The sequence below is a fragment of the Saccharothrix sp. NBAS 001 genome, from assembly GCF_056640475.1.
Window position 1 is genome coordinate 5,651,362 of sequence record NZ_CM153251.1, and the last position, 18,639, is coordinate 5,670,000.

Below are 18,639 nucleotides of genomic sequence, written 5' to 3' on the forward strand. Positions count from 1 at the left end.
GGCCTAGCCCCGACCGTGGTGGGCCCGCCGCCGCCCCGACCGGCCGGCCACCGCCCCCGGCGGACCCGCGCCGAGCCCGGTCGCGGAGCGTGCCCGACCAGCACGGACGGGCCACCGTGACGTGCGCCGCGCGGACCGGCGTCCCCCGCCCGCCGGCCCCCCGGTGTGGCACGATCGCGCGGGTGACGAGCAAATCGGCCGCAGACCACCTGCGCGACCTCGCGCGGCTGCGGCGCGTCCGCGACCGGATCGACCGCGAGTACGCGCAGCCGCTGGACGTCGAGGCACTCGCGCGCGGTGCCCACATGTCCGCCGGGCACCTCAGCCGCGAGTTCCGCAACGCCTACGGCGAGTCGCCGTACGGCTACCTGATGACCCGGCGCATCGAGCGCGCGATGACCCTGCTGCGCCGCGGCGACCTCAGCGTCACCGAAGTCTGCTTCGCGGTCGGCTGCTCCTCGCTGGGCACCTTCAGCACGCGCTTCACCGAGCTGGTCGGCGTGCCCCCGAGCACCTACCGCAACCAGGAGGCGCAGGCGACCGAGGGCATGCCGGCGTGCGTGGCCAAACAGGTGACGCGACCGGTCAGGAATCGAGAAGCGCGGTCCTCGACCCCGACTTAATGTGGCCGCCATGGACATCACCATCCACCAGACGTACCTCCCCCACAACGACGCCGCCGAGTCGCTGGCCTTCTACCGCGACACCCTCGGCTTCGAGGTCCGCAACGACGTCGAGTACGGCGGGGTGCACTGGCTCACCGTCGGCCCGCCCGACCAGCCCGGCACGTCCATCGTGCTGCACCCGCCGGCCGCCGACCCGGGCGTCACCGAGGACGAGCGCCGCACCATCGCCGAGATGATGGCCAAGGGCACCTACGCCGGCATCAACTTCGCGACGAAGGACCTCGACGCCACGTTCGCCCGCCTCCAGTCCGGCGACGCCGAGGTGGTCCAGGAGCCGACCAACCAGCCCTACGGCGTCCGCGACTGCGCGTTCCGCGACCCCGCCGGCAACCTGATCCGGATCCAGGAAGTGCGCTGAGCACCCCGACCACCCGACGACCCGGCTGATCCCGTTCCCCCCGACCGACCGGGCGGACCGTTGCCGCGCCCCGCCTGACAGATGGAGACACGACGAGCATGGCCAGGAAGACGACGCCCCGGTCGGCGGCCCCCCAATCCGCAGCGCCCAAGTCCGCGGCGCCCAAGTCCGCGGCACCCCGGCCCGAGGGGCTGCACGAAGCCGACAGCCACGACCTGATCCGCGTGCACGGGGCGCGCGTGAACAACCTCAAGGACATCAGCGTCGAACTGCCCAAGCGCCGGCTGACGGTGTTCACCGGCGTGTCCGGCTCGGGCAAGAGTTCGCTGGTGTTCAGCACGATCGCCGCCGAGTCGCAGCGGATGATCAACGAGACCTACAGCGCGTTCGTGCAGGGCTTCATGCCGACGCTCGCGCGTCCCGAGGTCGACGTGCTCGACGGCCTGACCACCGCGATCGTCGTGGACCAGCAGCGGATGGGCGGCGACACCCGGTCCACGGTCGGCACCGCCACCGACGCGAACGCGATGCTGCGCATCCTGTTCAGCCGGATCGGCAAGCCCTACATCGGCTCGCCGCAGGCGTTCTCGTTCAACGTCGCCTCGATCAGCGGCGCGGGCGCGGTCACCATGGAGCGCGCCGGGAAGACCGTGAAGGAACGGCGCAGCTTCACCGTCACCGGCGGCATGTGCCCGCGTTGCGAGGGCCGGGGTTCGGTGTCCGACATCGACCTCACGCAGCTCTACGACGACTCGAAGTCGCTGTCCGAGGGCGCGTTCACCATCCCCGGCTGGAAGTCCGACAGCTTCTGGACGGTGCGGGTCTACGCCGAGTCCGGTTTCGTCGACCCGGACAAGCCGATCCGCAAGTACACCAAGAAGGAACTCAACGACTTCCTGTACAAGGACCCGGTCAAGGTCAAGGTCGACGGCGTCAACCTCACCTACGAGGGGCTGATCCCGAAGATCCAGAAGTCGTTCCTGTCCAAGGACAAGGAGTCGCTGCAACCGCACATCCGGGCGTTCGTGGACCGGGCGGTCACCTTCACCACGTGCCCCGAGTGCGGCGGCTCCCGCCTCAGCGAAGGCGCGCGGTCGTCGAAGATCGCCGGGATCAACATCGCCGACGCGTGCGCGATGCAGATCAGCGACCTGGCCGAGTGGGTCGGCGGGCTGGCCGAACCGTCGGTCGCGCCGCTGCTCGCGACGCTGCACCACACGCTGGCGTCGTTCGTCGAGATCGGCCTGGGCTACCTGTCGCTGGACCGGGCGTCGGGCACGCTGTCCGGCGGCGAGGCGCAGCGGGTCAAGATGATCCGCCACCTCGGGTCGTCGCTCACCGACGTCACCTACGTGTTCGACGAGCCCACGACGGGCCTGCACCCGCACGACATCGAGCGGATGAACAACCTGCTGCTGCGGCTGCGCGACAAGGGCAACACGGTGCTGGTCGTGGAGCACAAGCCGGAGACGATCGCGATCGCCGACCACGTGGTCGACCTCGGTCCCGGCGCGGGGACCGGCGGCGGCACGGTCTGCTTCGAGGGCACCGTGGAGGGGCTGCGGGCGTCCGACACGATCACCGGCAGGCACTTCGACGACCGGGCGTCGGTCAAGGAAGCGGTGCGCGCGCCGAAGGGAGCGCTGAAGATCCGCGGCGCGTCGAAGCACAACCTGCGCGACGTGGACGTGGACATCCCGCTCGGCGTGCTGGTCGTGGTGACGGGGGTGGCGGGCTCCGGCAAGAGTTCGCTGGTGCACGGCTCGATCCCGGCGGGCGAGGGCGTGGTGTCGGTGGACCAGGGCGCGATCCGGGGTTCCCGGCGCAGCAACCCGGCGACCTACACCGGCCTGCTCGACCCGATCCGCAAGGCGTTCGCCAAGGCCAACGGGGTGAAGCCGGCGCTGTTCAGCGCGAACTCGGAAGGCGCCTGCCCCAACTGCAACGGCGCCGGCGTGATCTACACGGACCTGGGCATGATGGCCGGCGTCGCGACGACGTGCGAGATGTGCGAGGGCAAGCGCTTCGAACCGTCGGTCCTGGACCACCACTTCGGCGGCCGCGACATCAGCGAGGTGCTGGCGATGTCGGTGACCGAGGCCGAGGAGTTCTTCGGCACCGGAGAAACCCGGACCCCGGCCGCCCACGCCGTCCTGCAACGCCTGGCCGACGTGGGCCTGGGCTACCTGAGCCTGGGCCAGCCGCTCACCACGCTGTCCGGCGGCGAACGCCAGCGCCTGAAACTGGCCACCCACATGGCGGAGAAGGGCGGCATCTACGTCCTGGACGAGCCCACCGCCGGCCTGCACCTGGCCGACGTGGAACAACTCCTGGGCCTGCTGGACCGCCTGGTGGACTCGGGCAAGTCGGTGATCGTGGTCGAACACCACCAAGCCGTCATGGCCCACGCGGACTGGATCATCGACCTGGGCCCCGGCGCAGGCCACGACGGCGGCCAAATCGTCTTCGAAGGCACCCCCGCCGACCTCGTAGCAGCCCGCTCCACCCTCACCGCCCAACACCTGGCCACCTACGTAGGCGCGTAACCCGCGCCTACGCCCGCGCCCACGCTCGCCCTCCCCCTCGCGGCCACGTTGCCACAAGCGGCCTCGCTGCCGCGTAACCCAAAGCCCACCCTCCGAGCCCAGCCCCTTCGCCCCAAAGCCCCTCCGCCCGCTGCCCGCTTGCCCGTCGCTCGCAACCCAGCTCCCGCAGCCCCTGCATCCAGCTCCCACAGGGAAGTAGGTGCGCCTCCCCGCCTCACGCGGCAAGGCGCGCCGCCAGCCTGCGGCCCGTGGCAGGGCGGGCAAAGGGGCTTGGGGCGAAGGGCCAGCGGGCGTTGGCCCCTGCGAACGCCTCGCGGGCAGCGGGCAGCGGGCAGCGGGCAGCGGGCAGCGGGCAGCGGGCAGCGGGCAGCGGGCAGCGGGCAGCGGGCGAGCATCCATCCGTGCACCATCCGTCCGCAACGCCTGTTGGTGCTCGGCATCCAGGCTCGTCCGCCAAGCGCACCCAAGCGTCGGGATGCGTCGGGACAGTCGGCTGCCCCGTCCTCTGGACCCGGCCCACCTCCAGGGCAGGCAGCCGGACCATGTAGCCACAGTCGGAGCACGCAGAGGCAGCGCGAGCACGCAGCCACAGCACGCGCCTAGAGCGAGGGCACGCAGCCGGGACCGTTAGCAGCCGGGCAGTTAGCAGCCGGAGCGGTCAGGCAACTGCGTCGGCCCGCATCGCGTGATCGGAAACACCGCCCGCCGGCTCCGCTCAGGCTCGACGGCCAAGTTCGACGGCCACCGGCTGGCCGACCAGCTGCCGTGGGCGACCTGCCGAACTCAAGCCGCCGAGCCTGAGCTTGGCTGTCGAGCCTGAGCTTGGCTGTCGAGCCTGAGCTTGGCTGTCGAGCCTGAGCTTGGCTGTCGAGCCTGAGCTTGGCTGTCGAGCTTGGCCGTCGAGCTTCGCGGTCGAGCGCAGACCACTGGGCGAGCATCCGTCCGTTCCCCGTTCCCGGTCCGCGATTCGTTCGTCCGCGATCAGTCCGTGCCGAGCTTGGTTCGGAGGGGACGGACGTGGGTGGGACAGGGGTCGGGAGGGACAGGGGAATGGGTCGGAGGGCGGAAGCTAAGGGCGACTTGAGGGTGGGCAGGGTGGGCAGGGCTTGGGTGCCGCGGGGCGTGTCCGTTTATTTACGGCAACGAATGGGGTTCCCGATTAGTGCCGGAATCCTTGGAGCTTCACCGAATGGGGTGACGCTTGTACCGATTCGTCGTTCCCGTATCTGACATTCACCACTCTACCCCACCACTCGGCCTACTGCGTTACCCGCACCGCCCCACCCGCCGCGTTACTCCACCGTCTTACCCCACCGCACCCGGTGCCGGGGCTTCCGCATTCCCCGCCACCCCATACCGCCCGGATTTTCCTTCCAGTTGTTCGCGCAGCGCCAGCACCGCCACCACACGGCCCGCCGCCGTTCCGATGTTGTCCACGGTCGACAGCACCGACGTCGCCGCCGTGTCCGCCCGCACCACGCCCACCGCGCCGGTCCCGTTCGCCGAACCCTCACCACCGACCAGCACCGTCCCGGCACCGGACCGGTCCAGCTGGGTCGCGAACCTGGCCACCGTCGCCGCGCGGTCGCCCGCCGAGTCGCCGGACACCGACCCGCCGGTCAACACCACCGCCAACTGCGCGGGCCGCAGCCCCTGCCCCGGCTTCACGAAGCCCGCCGCCGACAGGCCGGCCAGTGCCGCCGCGCTCTCGTCCGGCGACGCCTGCGGCTGGTTGTTGTCCTTGTTCAGCAGCAGCAACGCCCCCAGCAGCCCGCCGGCGCGGGTGCCGGGGTCGCCGCCGGTCGGCAGTTGGGTCCCGGCCGGTTGCAGCCTGGCCACCAGGTCGCGCAGCTGGTCGGCTTTCTTCGGATCGGTGAACGCGTCGGTCAGCTGCAATTCGCCGGTGACCGCCGCCCCGGACGACCGGAGCAATTCGACCAGCGCGTCGCGGTCATTCGGCTTGGCGTCGGCGGTCGTCACCAGGACGACCGTCCGCTCGGCCAGCAATCCCTTCACCGCGAGCGGGCCGATCGAGGTCGCGAAACGGTCCGCGTCGGCGAGTTTCGCGTTCAACCCGTTCTGCGACGCCTGCAAGTCGGCGACTTCCTTGCCCAACGAAGAATTGTCGTCGGTCAACCCGGACAGCAGCCTGCTGCTGATCGCGGTCGAGCCGAGGACCACCCCTACGGCCAACGCCAGGAACACCGCCGTGATCGAGACGATGTGGTAGCGCATCGAGATCATGAGAACAGCCCCTTGAACCAGTCGACGACGGACCGGAACCCGTCCACCGCCACATCGACGTACGCCTGCCCCACCCCGGACACCGCCAGTGCCGCCACCATGGCGATCACGGCGGCGAGGACCAGCAACAACATCACCCCGAGCGACACCCGGCTGCGGTGCAGCGTGGCGACGGCCTCGCCGTCCACCAGCTTGCTGCCGAGCTTCAACCTGGTCAGGAACGTGGACGGGTTGGAGCCCGAGTGCCCCCGGTCCAGGAATTCGCGCAGCCCGGCCTGCAACCCGACGGTCACCACGAGCGACGCGCCGTGCGCCTCGGCGAGCAGCAGCGCGAGGTCTTCGGCGTTGCCGGTGGCCGGGAAGGTCACCGCGCCGATCCCCAGGTCCTGGATGCGCTCCAGGCCGGGCGCGTGGCCGTCGGTCTGGGCGGGCACCACGACCTCTGCGCCGGCTTTCAACGTCTCGGTGCCGATGCCGTCCGGGTCGCCGACGATGATGTCCGGCTTGTACCCGGCGTCGTGCAGGGTGTCCGCGCCCGCGTCGACGCCGACCAGCACCGGCCGGTACTCGCGGATGTACTTGCGCAGCCTGCGCAGCTCCTCGGCGTGCTTGGGGCCGCCCGCGACGACCAGCACCTGGCGGTCGCGCACCGGGACGAACACCTCGGGCACGCCGATGCCGTCGAGGATGAGGGCGCGTTCGCGGCGCAGGAACTCGATGGTGTTCGCGGAGAACGCCTCCAGCTGCGCGGCCATCCCGGCCTTCGCCTCGATCATCGCGTCGGCGATGGATTCGGCGCTCTGCTCGACGCCGCGCCCGACCTCCTTCTCGCCCGCGTAGACCGCGCCTTCGTGCAGCCGCAGCTTGGTGCCGTCCTTCAGCTCCCGCAGCACGCCGGTGCCGACGCCGTCGATCAGCGGGATGCCCGCCTCGATGAGCAGTTCGGGCCCGAGGTTGGGGAACCGGCCGGAGATGGACGGCGACGCGTTGACCACCCCGACGACCTCGGCGCTGACCAGCGCCTCGGCGGTGCGGCGGTCGATGTCGACGTGGTCGAGCACGGCGATGTCACCCGGGCTGAGCTTGCGCAGCAGGTCGCCGGACCGACGATCGACCCGCGCCACGCCGGTGACACCTGGCAGTTCGTGGTTCGTGCGGCTGAGCAACCCGGAGAGCTTCATTACCCGATGGTGACTCACGTCGTGGCAGGTTCCGGGCTAACACGCCGAGCGGTCCGGGCAGGTCAGCCAGGTCACTGTTCCACAGTGGACGGATTACCCCCGGTAGGGGGATGGTCTTCGCTCGTACGGTCGACCCCGGGCGCGGCGGCGGGCGGGCCGGTCGGGTCCGGGGCGGGCGGGCCGGCCGGGTCCGGGAGGGGGATGCCGAACGGCGGGGTGTCGTCGTCGTGGCCGCCGACCCGGTGGACGACCGGGCCTTCGGGTCGGGGCACGAGGGCGGGCCAGTCCTGCACCAGCAGCGTCCCGACCAGGAGCACCGAACACGCGGTGATCAGCGTCCACAGCCCGGAGCCGACGACCAGGTGGAACCTCGGCGACGGTTCCCGGCCGCCGCCGAACAGCGTGGTGACCGTGGTGGACGCGGCCCACGTGGTGGCTCCGACCAGGCCGATGGCCACCGCCGACGCGAGCCGGCCGACGGTCGCGAGCCGGCCGGACCGGAACTGGGTGGCGGCGGCGAACGCGGCCAGCGCCCCGGCCAGGACCAGCGCGTACCCCCACTGGGGGCTGCGCTGGGTACTGGGCGGCGTCGCGCGCTCGGACTTGAAATCGACGTTCCACGGGGTGAACGCGAACCCGCCGGTGCCGGGGGTGCTCGGCCCGTCGAGCCGGTACAGCTCCAGCACGCAGCCGGCGAACACCAGCAGCGCGCCCACGGCGAGCGCGACCACGCCCAGCGCCTTGCGGGTCACGGCCCGGTTCTCCCGCCCGGCTCGCCCACCCCGGTGCCGGTTCCCGGGCGCGGGGTGGGATCGACGTCGGCACCGACTCCGGTACCCGCCGGGTAGGGGTCGCCGAACGTGGTGACCGGCAGTTCGGCGACGGGGATGCCGAACGGCGGCGTGTCGTCGTCGGCACCCTCGATCTGGTACACGACGGCTCCTTCCGGTCGGGGCGCGCGGGGCGGCCACTCCTGCACGAGGAGCCCGCCCGCGACCGCGAGCACACCAGCGACCAGCAGCGTCCACATGCCGGGCCCAATGGTGGTGGTGATGTTCACGTCGTCGGGCTTGTCGACGAAGTGCATGGCGAACACGTACTGCGCGACCGCCCACGTGCCGCCCATCAGCAGCAGCGAACCGGCGAACGCGAGCAGCCGCCCCCACCGCACGCCCGCGCGTGCCGCGCCGAGCACCATGAGCAGCGCCCCGACGACCATCGGCACGCCGAACAGCGCGCCCCGCCCGAACACGGCCTGCCGGTCGCTGCGCACCAGCCACGACGTCTGCTCGATCGTCCAGATGAAGCGGGGTGTGCCGCCGAGGTCCCACAGCTGCGTGTAGAGCGGCAGGAACGTCCCGGCGAACACCAGCACCGCGGCGATCAGCAGCGCCACCACGCCCGCCACCCGCCGGGTCACGTCGTCCGCTCCGGCGCGTCGGTCCGGTCGGCGGGGCCGGCGGCCGCACCGGGCGCGGGGTGGTCCGGGCCCAGGTAGCCCTCGGGCAGGACGGGCACCGAGATGCCGAACGGCGGGGTGTCGTCGTCGGTCTCGTCTTGCGGCCTGTGCACGATCACGCCTTCCGGAGCGGGACGGGGTGCGGCGGGTTCGCCGTGCAGGAACACCGTGGCCGCGATCGCCACCGCGCACGCCGCCACCAGCAGCCACAGGCCGACGCCGTACTCGTGGGCGAGGGTCATCTCCGCGTCGCGGAAGGTCGGCGTGAAGCCGGCCGTGACGACGGCGAACGTCGTCCACACCGAGCCGATGAGCAGCCCGGTCGCGGCGACCGCCGTGTACTGGCCGGCCCGCCGCTGGTGCGGGGGCAGGAACACCAGGGCCGCGCCGACCGCGAGCAGGACGGCCGCGATGACGACCGGCACGCCGGTCTGCGCCTGCGGCCCGAGGTCGGGCAGCGGGCCGGCTTCGGTGTACTTGTCCCACCCGGTCGTGGTGAACCCGAACCGGGTGGCGCCCAGGTTGGTGCCGATCCAGCTGTAGGGCAGGAAGGTGGCCAGGACCGAGGTCGCCGCGGCGATCACCGCGAGGGCGACCCCGAGCGCTCGCCGGCTCATTTCTTCTTCTTCCGCCGCACCACCGGAACGCTGTCCTTGTCGGCTTTCGCCGCGGCCAGCAGCTCCTCGGCGTGCGCCCGGCCGGTGTCGGTGGAGTCCATGCCCGCCAGCATCCGGGCGAGTTCGACGACGCGCTGCGCCTCGTCCAGCACCCGGACCCCGGACCGGGTGAGGATCCCGTCCGCGGTCTTGTCGACCACCAGGTGCCGGTCGGCGAACGCCGCGACCTGCGGCAGGTGGGTGACCACGATGACCTGGTGGCTGCGCGCCAGCCGGGCCAGTCTGCGGCCGACCTCGACCGCGGCGCGCCCGCCGACGCCCGCGTCGACCTCGTCGAACACCAGCGTGGGCACCGGGTCGGAGTGCGACAGCACGACCTCCAGCGCGAGCATCACCCGGGACAGCTCGCCGCCGGACGCGCCCTTGTGCACCGGCAGCGCGGGCGCGCCGGGGTGCGCGATCAGCCGCAGCTCCACGTCGTCCACGCCGGACGCGCCGGCGTGCAGCGACCGGCCGCCGACCGTCACCGCCTGCGGGTCACCGGATTCGGCGACCCTCGGCCGGACCGCCACCTCGACGTTCGCGTGCGGCATGGCCAGCCCGGTCAGCTCCTCGGACACCGCCTTGCCCAGTTCGGCGGCCGCGGTCGTGCGCTCCGCGGTGACCTGCTCGGCGTAGCCCGCGAGTTCCACGGCCAGCTTGTCGCGGCGCGCGGCGAGCGCGGCCAGCGCCTCGTCGGAGGTGTCCAGCCCGGCCAGCCGGGAGGACGCGTCCGCCGCCCACGCGATCACGCCGTCGACGTCGGCGGCGTACTTGCGGGTCAGCGCCTTCAGCTCGGCCTGCCGGGCCAGCACGTGCTCCAGCCGCGCCGGGTCGGCGTCCAGGTGCTCCAGGTAGGAGGCGATCTCCGCGCCCACGTCGGTCAGCAGCGTCTCCGCCTCGACCAGCCGGGGCTCCAGGTCGCGCAGCTTCGGGTCCTCGGAGGAGGCGAGCCGGCGGCGCGCCTCGCCGATCAGGCCGAGCGCGCCGGGCGTGTCCGGGTCGCCGTCGGGCGAACCGGCCACCGCGTACTGCGCGCCCGAGGCGGCTTCGCGCAACTGGTCGGCGTCGGCCAGCCGGCGGGCCTCGTCGTGCAGCTCGACGTCCTCGCCGGACTTCGGGTCGACGGCGGTGATCTCGGTGAGGCCGTGCCGCAGCAGCTCGGCCTCACGCGCCAGTTCCCGCGCCCGTTCGGTGCGCTCGGTGTACTCGGCGGCGACCTTGAGCCACTCGTCGCGGATCTTCTGGTACTTGCGCAGCGGCGCGCCCACGTCGTCGCCGGCGAACCGGTCCAGCACCGCGCGCTGCTCGGTCGGCCGCAGCAGCCGCAGCTGGTCGTTCTGCCCGTGCACGGCCAGCAGCTGCTCGGCCAGCTCGGCCAGCACGCCCACCGGCACGGACCGGCCGCCCAGGTGGGCGCGGGACCGGCCGTCGGCGCCGACGGTGCGGATGGCGATGACGCTGCCGTCGTCGTCGGGTTCGCCGCCGACCTCTTCGGCGACCTTCGCGGCCGGGCTGCCCGCAGGTGCCTGGAACCGCCCTTCGACGACGGCCTTGTCCGCGCCGTTGCGCACGCGGGACGCCTCCGCCCGGCCACCACCGAGCAGGTGGAGACCCGTGACGACCATGGTCTTGCCGGCGCCGGTCTCCCCCGTCACCACGGTGAAGCCCTCGGCGAGTTCAAGGGTGGCCTCGTCGATCACACCGAGGCCCTGGATGCGCATCTCGGCCAGCACAGCGCGCACACTACTGGGCGACCGGCGCGCCTGGTGCGTTCGGGTGGGAGTGTCGGGCGAACAAGTGTTCTATTCGGCGAGCGGACCCCGCCACCCCTGGACGGGCAGCGAGAACTTCTCCACCAGCCGATCGGTGAACGGGCCCTCGCGCAGCCGGACCAGCCGCAGCGGCGTCGCCCCGCCCCGGACCTCGACCCGCGCGCCCGCCGGCAGCCCCACCGTGCGCCGCCCGTCCGCGCAGAGCACCGCCGGGTGCCCGCCCGGGTCGATCTCCAGCGCGACCACCGACGTCGGCGACACCACCAGCGGCCGGGCGAACAGCGCGTGCGCGTTCGACGGCACCACCAGCAGCGCGTGCACGTCCGGCCACACCACCGGCCCGCCCGCCGAGAACGCGTACGCGGTCGACCCGGTCGGGGTCGCCACCAGCACGCCGTCGCAGCCGAACGCCGACACCGGCCGGCCGTCCACCTCCACCACGACGTCGAGGATCCGTTCGCGTGAACTCTTCTCCACGCTCGCCTCGTTGAGCGCCCACGTGCCCGCCAGCACCTCGCCGTCCACGGACGCGGTGATGTCCACCGTCATCCGCTCCTCGACCTCGTAGGTGCGCTCGATGACGTGGGTGATCGCCTCGAACAGCGCGTCGGAGTCGGCCTCGGCCAGGAACCCGACCCGGCCCAGGTTCACCCCGAGCACCGGGACGCCCGCCGCGCGCGCCAGTTCCGCCGCGCGCAGCAGCGTGCCGTCACCGCCGAGCACGAACACCAGCTCGGTGCCCTCGGCGGCGTTGTCGTCGGCGGTCACCACCTGCGCGTAGCAGGACCGGTCCAGCTCGGCCGCCTCGTCCTTGAGCACCCGCAGCCGCACCCCGGCCGCCGCGAACCGCCGGGCCACCTCCTGCGCGACCAGCACGTTGCTCGGCCGCCCGGTGTGCACGACCAGCAGGATCTCCCGGTCCCCGGCCACCGCCCCGCCGCCCACGGCTCTCCCCGTCCCGGTGTCGTCGCTCACTGGGGACCTTCCGCCACGGCCGCGCGCACCAGCGCGTCGGCGGCCTCGGCCGCCAGCGGCTCGCCGCGGCGCAGCCAGGCGAAGAACTCGACGTTGCCGGACGGGCCGGGCAGCGGGCTGGCGGTCACGCCGTGCAGCCGCAACCCGATCGCCGCGGCCGACGCCACGACGTCCAGCACGGCCTCGGCCCGCAGCCCCGGATCGCGGACCACGCCGCCCGACCCCAACCGCTCCTTGCCCACCTCGAACTGGGGTTTCACCATCGGCAGCAGATCGCCCTCCTCGTCGAGGCACGCGGCCAGCGCGGGCAGCACCAGCCTCAACGAGATGAACGAGAGATCCGCCACCACCAGTTCAACCGGACCGCCGACGTCCTCGGGCGTCAGCGCCCGCACGTTGGTCTTGTCCTTGACCACGACCCGGTCGTCGGTGCGCAGCCGCCAGTCGAGCAGGCCACGACCCACGTCGGCCGCGACCACCTGGCGCGCGCCGGCGCGCAGCAGCACGTCGGTGAAGCCACCGGTGGACGCGCCCGCGTCCAGGCAGCGGCGGCCCTCGACGGCGATGTCCGGGAACGCCTCCAGCGCGCCGACCAGCTTGTGCGCGCCGCGCGACGCCCAGTTCGGGTCGTCGGTCTCGCGCACCACCAGCGCGGTGTCCAGTTCGACGGCGGTCGCGGGTTTCGTCGCGACCGTGCCGCGGATCGTCACCCGGCCGGCGGCGACGAGTTGACTCGCGTGCTCCCGTGACCGGGCCAGCCCGCGGCGGACCAGTTCGGCGTCCAGCCGAGCCCTGCGCGGCACCGGATCAGACCTTGTCGATGCCGGCCAGCGCGGCCGTCAACGCGGTGTGCGCGGCGTCGAACCGGGCCACGTGCTCGGCCACGTCGAGCTGCTCCAGCCCGTCCAGCGCGGCGAGCGCGGCGTCGATGCCGTCCACCGGATCACGCGGCGGTCCGGGGAGGGGAACTTCGAAGTTCACCGTTTCACGGTAGCCGATCGAGCACCGACAGGTCCGCCGCTACGTAGGTGGGCCGAAGGTGCGGGGGCAGCCCGGCCGCGTCGGCTTCGGTCGACACGCCGGTGAGCACGAGCAGCGAGTCCAGCCCGGCGTTGACCGCGCCGAGGATGTCGGTGTCCAGCCGGTCGCCGACGACCAGCGGGCGCTGCGCCCCGAGCGACTTCGCGGCCTGCTCCAGCAGGGGCGTCGCGGGCTTGCCGGCCACCAGCGGCTCGGCCCCGGTGGCGGTCTTGAGCGCGGCGACCAGCGACCCGTTGCCGGGCAGCAGACCGCGTTCGGTGGGCAAGGTCGCGTCGACGTTGCACGCCACCCACCGCGCGCCCGCCCGGATCGCCAGCGCCGCCTCGGCCAGCTCGCGCCACCCGAGGTCCTGGGACAGGCCCTGCACCACGGCCGCCGCCCCCTCGGCCGCGCGGACGGGCGTGAACCCGCACCGGCGGACCTCGTCGGCGAGCGCGTCGGTGCCGAGCACGAGGACGTCGGAACCGGCGGGGACCAGGTCGGGCAGCATCGCCGCCGCGGCCTGGGCGCTGGTGCTCACCTCGTCCAGAGCGGCGCGGAAACCGATCTCGGTCAGGTGGTCGGCGACGTCCTGGGGCGAGCGCGAGGCGTTGTTGGTGACGAACCGGATGCCGATCCCCCGCCCCCGCGCGGCGGCCACCGCGTCCACCGCGCCGGGCACCGCGTCCCGGCCCCGGTAGACCGTGCCGTCGAGGTCCAGCAGCAGCGCGTCGTAGCGGTCCAGTAGCACGGTTCCCCCGTCGTTCGAACGTCCGGACACGACAGTGGCCCGCCCGCGATCGGACGGGCCACTGTCCCGGTCAATCCTGCCCCACCCGGCCCGCGCGGGCCGGTCCCGGGGCTAAGCCCCAGAGGCTCAGTCCTGGGGGCTGAGGTCGAACGCGCGCTCGGCGGCGTCGGTCTCGTTGTCGTCGTCGGCCTGGGCGGCGTTGAGGAACCACTTCACGGCTTCCTCGGTACGACCGGCCGCCGCGAGGTTGTCGGCGTAGGCGTAGAACAGCCGGGCACTCCACGGGTCCCGCCGCTTCGGGTCCAGGTCGTCACCCTGGAGGGCGACGACCGAGGCGTCGAACTGCCCCATGTCCCGCCGGGCACCGGCCGCGACGATCCGCAGCTCCACCGCCTCCTCGGGGTCCAGGGTGACGCCCTGGGCCTCGCGGGCGAGTTCGATGGCGCGTTCGGGACGGCCCAGCGCGCGCTCGCAGTCGGCCATGACGGCGAGGTGACCAGCGCCGTGCGTCATCCGCCGCGCCGCACGCAGCTCGGACAGCGCCTCGGCCCACTCGCCGGCGTAGTAGGCGGTCAGACCTGCGGCCTCCCGCACCACCCCGACCCGGGCGGCCTTGGTGCGCGCGTACCGGGCGTGCTCCAGGGCGAGTTCGGGCTCGCTGTCGATGAGGATGCCGGCTGCGGCGAGGTGCCGTCCGACGATCTCGGCGAGCCCCTTGGGCAGACCGCGCAGCTCCTGCTTCACCTCGGGGTCGAGGATGGAGATGTCGGCGTCCTCGGGCAACTCCGGCGTACGGGCCCGCGTGAACTCGCCGCTGTCCTCACGCCGCTGTCCCGCGTCACCACGGTCGTCGCGGTCGTCGCGCTCCTCGCGCTCCTCGCGGTCATCGTCATCGGCATCGTCGGCGCGATCCTCCGCGCCGACGTCGTCCGAGTCGCTGCCTTCGGGACCACGGTCGTCGCTGTCGTCGTCCGAGTCCTCGTCGTCCGAGTCCTCGGCCACCTCGTCGGCGTCGGCGTCCAGGTCGTCAGCGACGTCCTGGCCGGCAACGTCCTTGTCCTTGTCGGACGTGCTCACCGACTCCGCAGCGGCCTGCGTGCCGGACGCCCCACCCTCGACCACGACCGTGCCATCGGCGAGAACGGCCGACTCGACGGCATCGTTGCCGGAGACCTCATCGGTCTGCGCGACCCGATCCTGGAAACGCGCGGCCCGGTCACGGCTCCGCTCGTCACGCTTGCCGTCCTTGCGGTCGTCGCGACGGTCATCGCGCCGATCGTCACGCCGGAACCCGCCCCGGTCGTCACGACGCGGGTAACCACCGCGGTCGTCACGCGGACGCGAGTCACGCCGGTCGCCACTGCCACGGTTGTCCCGCGACTGGTAGCCACCACGGTCGTCACGCGGCCGGTATTCACGACGCTCGCCACCGCGGTCATCACGCGGCTTGAACTCGCGACGCTCACCGGCGCGGTCGTCCCGAGGCCGGTACTCGCGGCGTTCGCCGCCACGGTCGTCACGGGGCTTGAACTCACGACGGTCCGTCCCCCGGTCATCCCGAGGGCGGTATTCGCGACGCTCGCCGCCGCGATCGTCACGCGGCTTGAACTCACGACGTTCGCCAGCACGGTCATCGCGCGGCTTGTACCCACCGCGATCGTCACGCGGCCGGAATTCACGACGCTCACCACTGCGGCTGTCACTACGACTGTCACTGCGGTTGTCCCGCGACTGGTAGCCACCGCGATCCTCGCGTGGCTTGAAGTCGCGACGGTCCCCGCCACGGTCGTCACGCGGCCGGAACTCGCGACGCTCACCACCGCGATCGTCACGCGGCTTGAACTCGCGACGCTCACCGGCGCGGTCGTCCCGAGGCCGGTACTCACGGCGTTCGCCAGCCCGGTCATCACGCGGCCGATATTCACGACGCTCGCCGCCACGGTCATCGCGCGGCTTGAACTCACGGCGATCCCCGCCACGGTTGTCCCGCGACTGGTAACCCCCACGGTCCTCGCGCGGCTTGTACCCGCCACGGTCGTCACGCGGCCGGAATTCACGACGCTCACCACTGCGGCTGTCACTACGACTGTCGCTACGGCTGTCGCGAGGCTGGTATCCACCACGGTCGTCACGCGGCTTGAACTCACGACGCTCACCGCTGCCACCACTGGTCCGGCTACCACCGAACCGACTGCCGGAACTCCGGTTGTCGCCACCCGAACGGTTGTAACCGCCACGGTCGTCACGCGGCTTGTCGTAGCGCGGACGGTCCGAGAAAGGGCGGTCGGAACGCGAGCGGTCGGACCGGTTGTCCGAGCGGCTGTCGTCACGCCGGAAACCATCACGCCGGTTGTTGTCGTCGCGGTTGTAGCTGCCGCGATCGTCTCGGCTGCGGTCGCCGCCACGGGGGCGGTCGTCGCGGTTGCGGTCGAAGCTGGGCTTGTTGTCGTCACGGCGGGGATATCCGCCGCGATCACTCCTGCCGCTGTCCCGCCCGGTGTTGTCGCGGCCGCTGTCGCGACCACCACCGCTGCTGGGCTTGCGGCCTCCCTCGGCGCGGCCACCTTCGGAACGGCGCGGTCGGTCTCCCTGGCCACGCTGGCGGTCGCCTGGACGGTCCCCGAACCTCGACACCTGTAACTCCTCCTACTGTGGACACGCCGAAAGGGCTTGTGACTTGAGCACATCTCGATGTGCCCCCACCACAAGCCCTTTCAGGGAAAAATTGTTCGGCGGCGTCCTACTCTCCCACACCCTCACGAGTGCAGTACCATCGGCGCTGGAAGGCTTAACTACCGGGTTCGGAATGGGACCGGGTGTTCCCCAACCGCTATGACCACCGAAACACTATGAAATTACCAACCCGTAGGCACCACACCCCGACACCCTCCCGGGCCCGGGACCGTGGTGGTCCGGTTCGGTTCCTTCAGAACCGCACAGTGGATGCGTAGCATGTTTGTGAGCAAGTCCTCGGCCTATTAGTACCGGTCAACTCCAGCCGTTACCGGCCTTCCATCTCCGGCCTATCAACCCAATAGTCTCTTGGGGGCCTTACCCCACAAAGGGTGGGATACCTCATCTAGGAACAGGCTTCCCGCTTAGATGCTTTCAGCGGTTATCCCTTCCGAACGTAGCCAACCAGCAATGCCCTTGGCAGGACAACTGGCACACCAGAGGTCCGTCCGTCCCGGTCCTCTCGTACTAGGGACAGCCTTCCGCAAGTATCCTACGCGCGCGGCGGATAGGGACCGAACTGTCTCACGACGTTCTAAACCCAGCTCGCGTACCGCTTTAATGGGCGAACAGCCCAACCCTTGGGACCTACTCCAGCCCCAGGATGCGACGAGCCGACATCGAGGTGCCAAACCATGCCGTCGATATGGACTCTTGGGCAAGATCAGCCTGTTATCCCCGGGGTACCTTTTATCCGTTGAGCGACCACGCTTCCACAAGCCATGGCCGGATCACTAGTTCCGACTTTCGTCCCTGCTCGACCTGTCGGTCTCACAGTCAAGCCCCCTTGTGCACTTGCACTCGACACCTGATTGCCAACCAGGCTGAGGGAACCTTTGAGCGCCTCCGTTACCCTTTGGGAGGCAACCGCCCCAGTTAAACTACCCACCAGGCACTGTCCCTGATCCGGATCACGGACCGAGGTTAGACATCCAGTACGACCAGAGTGGTATTTCAACGACGACTCCACAACCACTGGCGTGGCCGCTTCCCAGTCTCCCACCTATCCTACACAAGCCGAACCGAACACCAATACCAAGCTATAGTAAAGGTCCCGGGGTCTTTCCGTCCTGCCGCGCGTAACGAGCATCTTTACTCGTAGTGCAATTTCGCCGGGCCTGTGGTTGAGACAGTCGAGAAGTCGTTACGCCATTCGTGCAGGTCGGAACTTACCCGACAAGGAATTTCGCTACCTTAGGATGGTTATAGTTACCACCGCCGTTTACTGGCGCTTAAGTTCTCAGCCTCGCCCCGAAGAGCTAACCGGTCCCCTTAACGTTCCAGCACCGGGCAGGCGTCAGTCCGTATACATCGTCTTGCGACTTCGCACGGACCTGTGTTTTTAGTAAACAGTCGCTTCTCGCTGGTCTCTGCGGCCGAAAAATCCTAGCCCGCAAGGGGCTTCAAATCCCTCGGCCCCCTTCTCCCGAAGTTACGGGGGCATTTTGCCGAGTTCCTTAACCACAGTTCGCCCGATCGCCTCGGTATTCTCTACCTGACCACCTGTGTCGGTTTGGGGTACGGGCCGCATGAACACTCACTAGAGGCTTTTCTCGACAGCATGGGATCACCCTACTTCGCCTCAATCGGCTATGCATCACGTCTCAGCCTATATGACGTGCGGATTTGCCTACACGTCGGCCTACACGCTTACACCAGTACTACCACTCACTGGCGGAGCTACCCTCCTGCGTCACCCCATCGCTTGACTACTACAAGTTCAGGTCCCGCGCTCCACGTCACTCCTCACCCGAAGGATCAGAGCGGGCTTCGGGCGGTTAGTATCACAAGGTTCGCCATGGGCGCGTTCACACGGGTACGGGAATATCAACCCGTTGTCCATCGACTACGCCTGTCGGCCTCGCCTTAGGTCCCGACTTACCCTGGGCGGATTAGCCTGGCCCAGGAACCCTTGGTCATCCGGCGGCAGAGTTTCTCACTCTGCTTTCGCTACTCATGCCTGCATTCTCACTCGTCCAGCCTCCACACCTGGATCACTCCGGCGCTTCGACGGCTGAACGACGCTCCCCTACCCATCCAGACAAAATCTGAATGACACGGCTTCGGCGGTGTGCTTAAGCCCCGCTACATTGTCGGCGCAGGACCACTTGACCAGTGAGCTATTACGCACTCTTTAAAGGGTGGCTGCTTCTAAGCCAACCTCCTGGTTGTCTGAGCGACCCCACATCCTTTCCCACTTAGCACACACTTAGGGGCCTTAGCCGGCGTTCTGGGCTGTTTCCCTCTCGACTACG

Annotated in this window: 15 protein-coding genes and 2 rRNA genes (1 of these 17 only partly in view); 4 read left to right on the forward strand and 13 right to left on the reverse strand. The window is 70.6% G+C overall.

The window, feature by feature from the left end; genetic code table 11:
- Positions 1-182: 182 nt before the first annotated feature.
- The 3 genes from AC0HI0_RS23655 (at position 183) to AC0HI0_RS23665 (ending at position 3,590) form a co-directional block, all read left to right on the forward strand.
- Positions 183-623: a helix-turn-helix transcriptional regulator gene (locus AC0HI0_RS23655; RefSeq protein ID WP_480925687.1), complete on the forward strand. Its 441-nt coding sequence runs from the start codon at positions 183-185 to the stop codon at positions 621-623.
- Positions 624-633: 10 nt separating this feature from the next.
- Positions 634-1,044 carry a VOC family protein gene (locus AC0HI0_RS23660; protein ID WP_480925688.1) on the forward strand — a complete coding sequence of 137 codons (411 nt, stop codon included), beginning with the start codon at positions 634-636 and terminating at the stop codon, positions 1,042-1,044.
- Between the two features lie 98 nt (positions 1,045-1,142).
- Positions 1,143-3,590 carry an ATP-binding cassette domain-containing protein gene (locus AC0HI0_RS23665; protein ID WP_480925689.1) on the forward strand — a complete coding sequence of 816 codons (2,448 nt, stop codon included), beginning with the start codon at positions 1,143-1,145 and terminating at the stop codon, positions 3,588-3,590.
- A gap of 1,305 nt (positions 3,591-4,895) precedes the next feature.
- Here AC0HI0_RS23665 and AC0HI0_RS23670 read toward each other — a convergent pair.
- From AC0HI0_RS23670 to AC0HI0_RS23720, 11 genes are all read right to left on the reverse strand, one after another.
- Entirely contained in the window at positions 4,896-5,834 is a 939-nt protein-coding gene (locus AC0HI0_RS23670; RefSeq protein ID WP_480925690.1) for a copper transporter, read from the reverse strand.
- Entirely contained in the window at positions 5,831-7,015 is a 1,185-nt protein-coding gene (gene steA, locus AC0HI0_RS23675; protein ID WP_480925691.1) for a putative cytokinetic ring protein SteA, read from the reverse strand. Before steA ends, AC0HI0_RS23670 begins: the two co-directional genes overlap by 4 nt.
- 71 nt (positions 7,016-7,086) lie before the next feature.
- Positions 7,087-7,767 (reverse strand): hypothetical protein, encoded by a 681-nt coding sequence (locus AC0HI0_RS23680; protein WP_480925692.1) that lies wholly within the window; start codon positions 7,765-7,767, stop codon positions 7,087-7,089.
- Positions 7,764-8,435, reverse strand: coding sequence for a hypothetical protein (locus tag AC0HI0_RS23685; RefSeq protein WP_480925693.1), 672 nt, complete (start codon positions 8,433-8,435; stop codon positions 7,764-7,766). The genes AC0HI0_RS23680 and AC0HI0_RS23685 overlap by 4 nt, the downstream gene beginning before the upstream one ends.
- Positions 8,432-9,091 (reverse strand): hypothetical protein, encoded by a 660-nt coding sequence (locus AC0HI0_RS23690; RefSeq protein WP_480925694.1) that lies wholly within the window; start codon positions 9,089-9,091, stop codon positions 8,432-8,434. Before AC0HI0_RS23690 ends, AC0HI0_RS23685 begins: the two co-directional genes overlap by 4 nt.
- Complete coding sequence (recN, locus tag AC0HI0_RS23695; protein WP_480925695.1) at positions 9,088-10,866, reverse strand: DNA repair protein RecN; 1,779 nt, start codon at positions 10,864-10,866, stop codon at positions 9,088-9,090. Before recN ends, AC0HI0_RS23690 begins: the two co-directional genes overlap by 4 nt.
- A gap of 69 nt (positions 10,867-10,935) precedes the next feature.
- On the reverse strand, positions 10,936-11,880 hold the full coding sequence (locus AC0HI0_RS23700; RefSeq protein ID WP_480925696.1) for an NAD kinase: 945 nt from the start codon (positions 11,878-11,880) through the stop codon (positions 10,936-10,938).
- Positions 11,877-12,683, reverse strand: coding sequence for a TlyA family RNA methyltransferase (locus tag AC0HI0_RS23705; RefSeq protein ID WP_480925697.1), 807 nt, complete (start codon positions 12,681-12,683; stop codon positions 11,877-11,879). The genes AC0HI0_RS23700 and AC0HI0_RS23705 overlap by 4 nt, the downstream gene beginning before the upstream one ends.
- A 4-nt stretch (positions 12,684-12,687) precedes the next feature.
- Complete coding sequence (locus tag AC0HI0_RS23710) at positions 12,688-12,861, reverse strand: hypothetical protein (protein WP_480925698.1); 174 nt, start codon at positions 12,859-12,861, stop codon at positions 12,688-12,690.
- Positions 12,862-12,865: 4 nt separating this feature from the next.
- Positions 12,866-13,651, reverse strand: a complete 786-nt coding sequence (locus tag AC0HI0_RS23715) for an HAD-IIA family hydrolase (RefSeq protein ID WP_480925699.1) — start codon at positions 13,649-13,651, stop codon at positions 12,866-12,868.
- Positions 13,652-13,777: 126 nt separating this feature from the next.
- Positions 13,778-14,395: a hypothetical protein gene (locus AC0HI0_RS23720; RefSeq protein WP_480925700.1), complete on the reverse strand. Its 618-nt coding sequence runs from the start codon at positions 14,393-14,395 to the stop codon at positions 13,778-13,780.
- On the opposite strand from AC0HI0_RS23720, the gene AC0HI0_RS23725 reads away from it, so the two are divergent.
- On the forward strand, positions 14,339-16,291 hold the full coding sequence (locus AC0HI0_RS23725; protein WP_480925701.1) for a hypothetical protein: 1,953 nt from the start codon (positions 14,339-14,341) through the stop codon (positions 16,289-16,291). The two genes, AC0HI0_RS23720 and AC0HI0_RS23725, sit on opposite strands and share 57 nt — an antisense overlap.
- A gap of 87 nt (positions 16,292-16,378) precedes the next feature.
- Here AC0HI0_RS23725 and rrf read toward each other — a convergent pair.
- Together rrf and AC0HI0_RS23735 are read right to left on the reverse strand one after the other, a co-directional pair.
- Positions 16,379-16,495, reverse strand: a 5S ribosomal RNA gene (gene rrf / locus AC0HI0_RS23730).
- A 114-nt stretch (positions 16,496-16,609) separates the two neighbouring features.
- Positions 16,610-18,639: ribosomal RNA gene (locus AC0HI0_RS23735) — 23S ribosomal RNA — on the reverse strand (it continues 1,048 nt past the right edge of the window).

Excerpts from the sequence above, each read along its gene's own strand:
- AC0HI0_RS23660 (WP_480925688.1), top strand. The coding sequence starts at position 634 with ATGGACATCACCATCCACCAGACGTACCTCCCCCACAACGACGCCGCC.
- AC0HI0_RS23665 (WP_480925689.1), top strand. The coding sequence starts at position 1,143 with ATGGCCAGGAAGACGACGCCCCGGTCGGCGGCCCCCCAATCCGCAGCG.
- AC0HI0_RS23670 (WP_480925690.1), bottom strand. The coding sequence starts at position 5,834 with ATGATCTCGATGCGCTACCACATCGTCTCGATCACGGCGGTGTTCCTG.
- steA (WP_480925691.1), bottom strand. The coding sequence starts at position 7,015 with ATGAAGCTCTCCGGGTTGCTCAGCCGCACGAACCACGAACTGCCAGGT.
- AC0HI0_RS23690 (WP_480925694.1), bottom strand. The coding sequence starts at position 9,091 with ATGAGCCGGCGAGCGCTCGGGGTCGCCCTCGCGGTGATCGCCGCGGCG.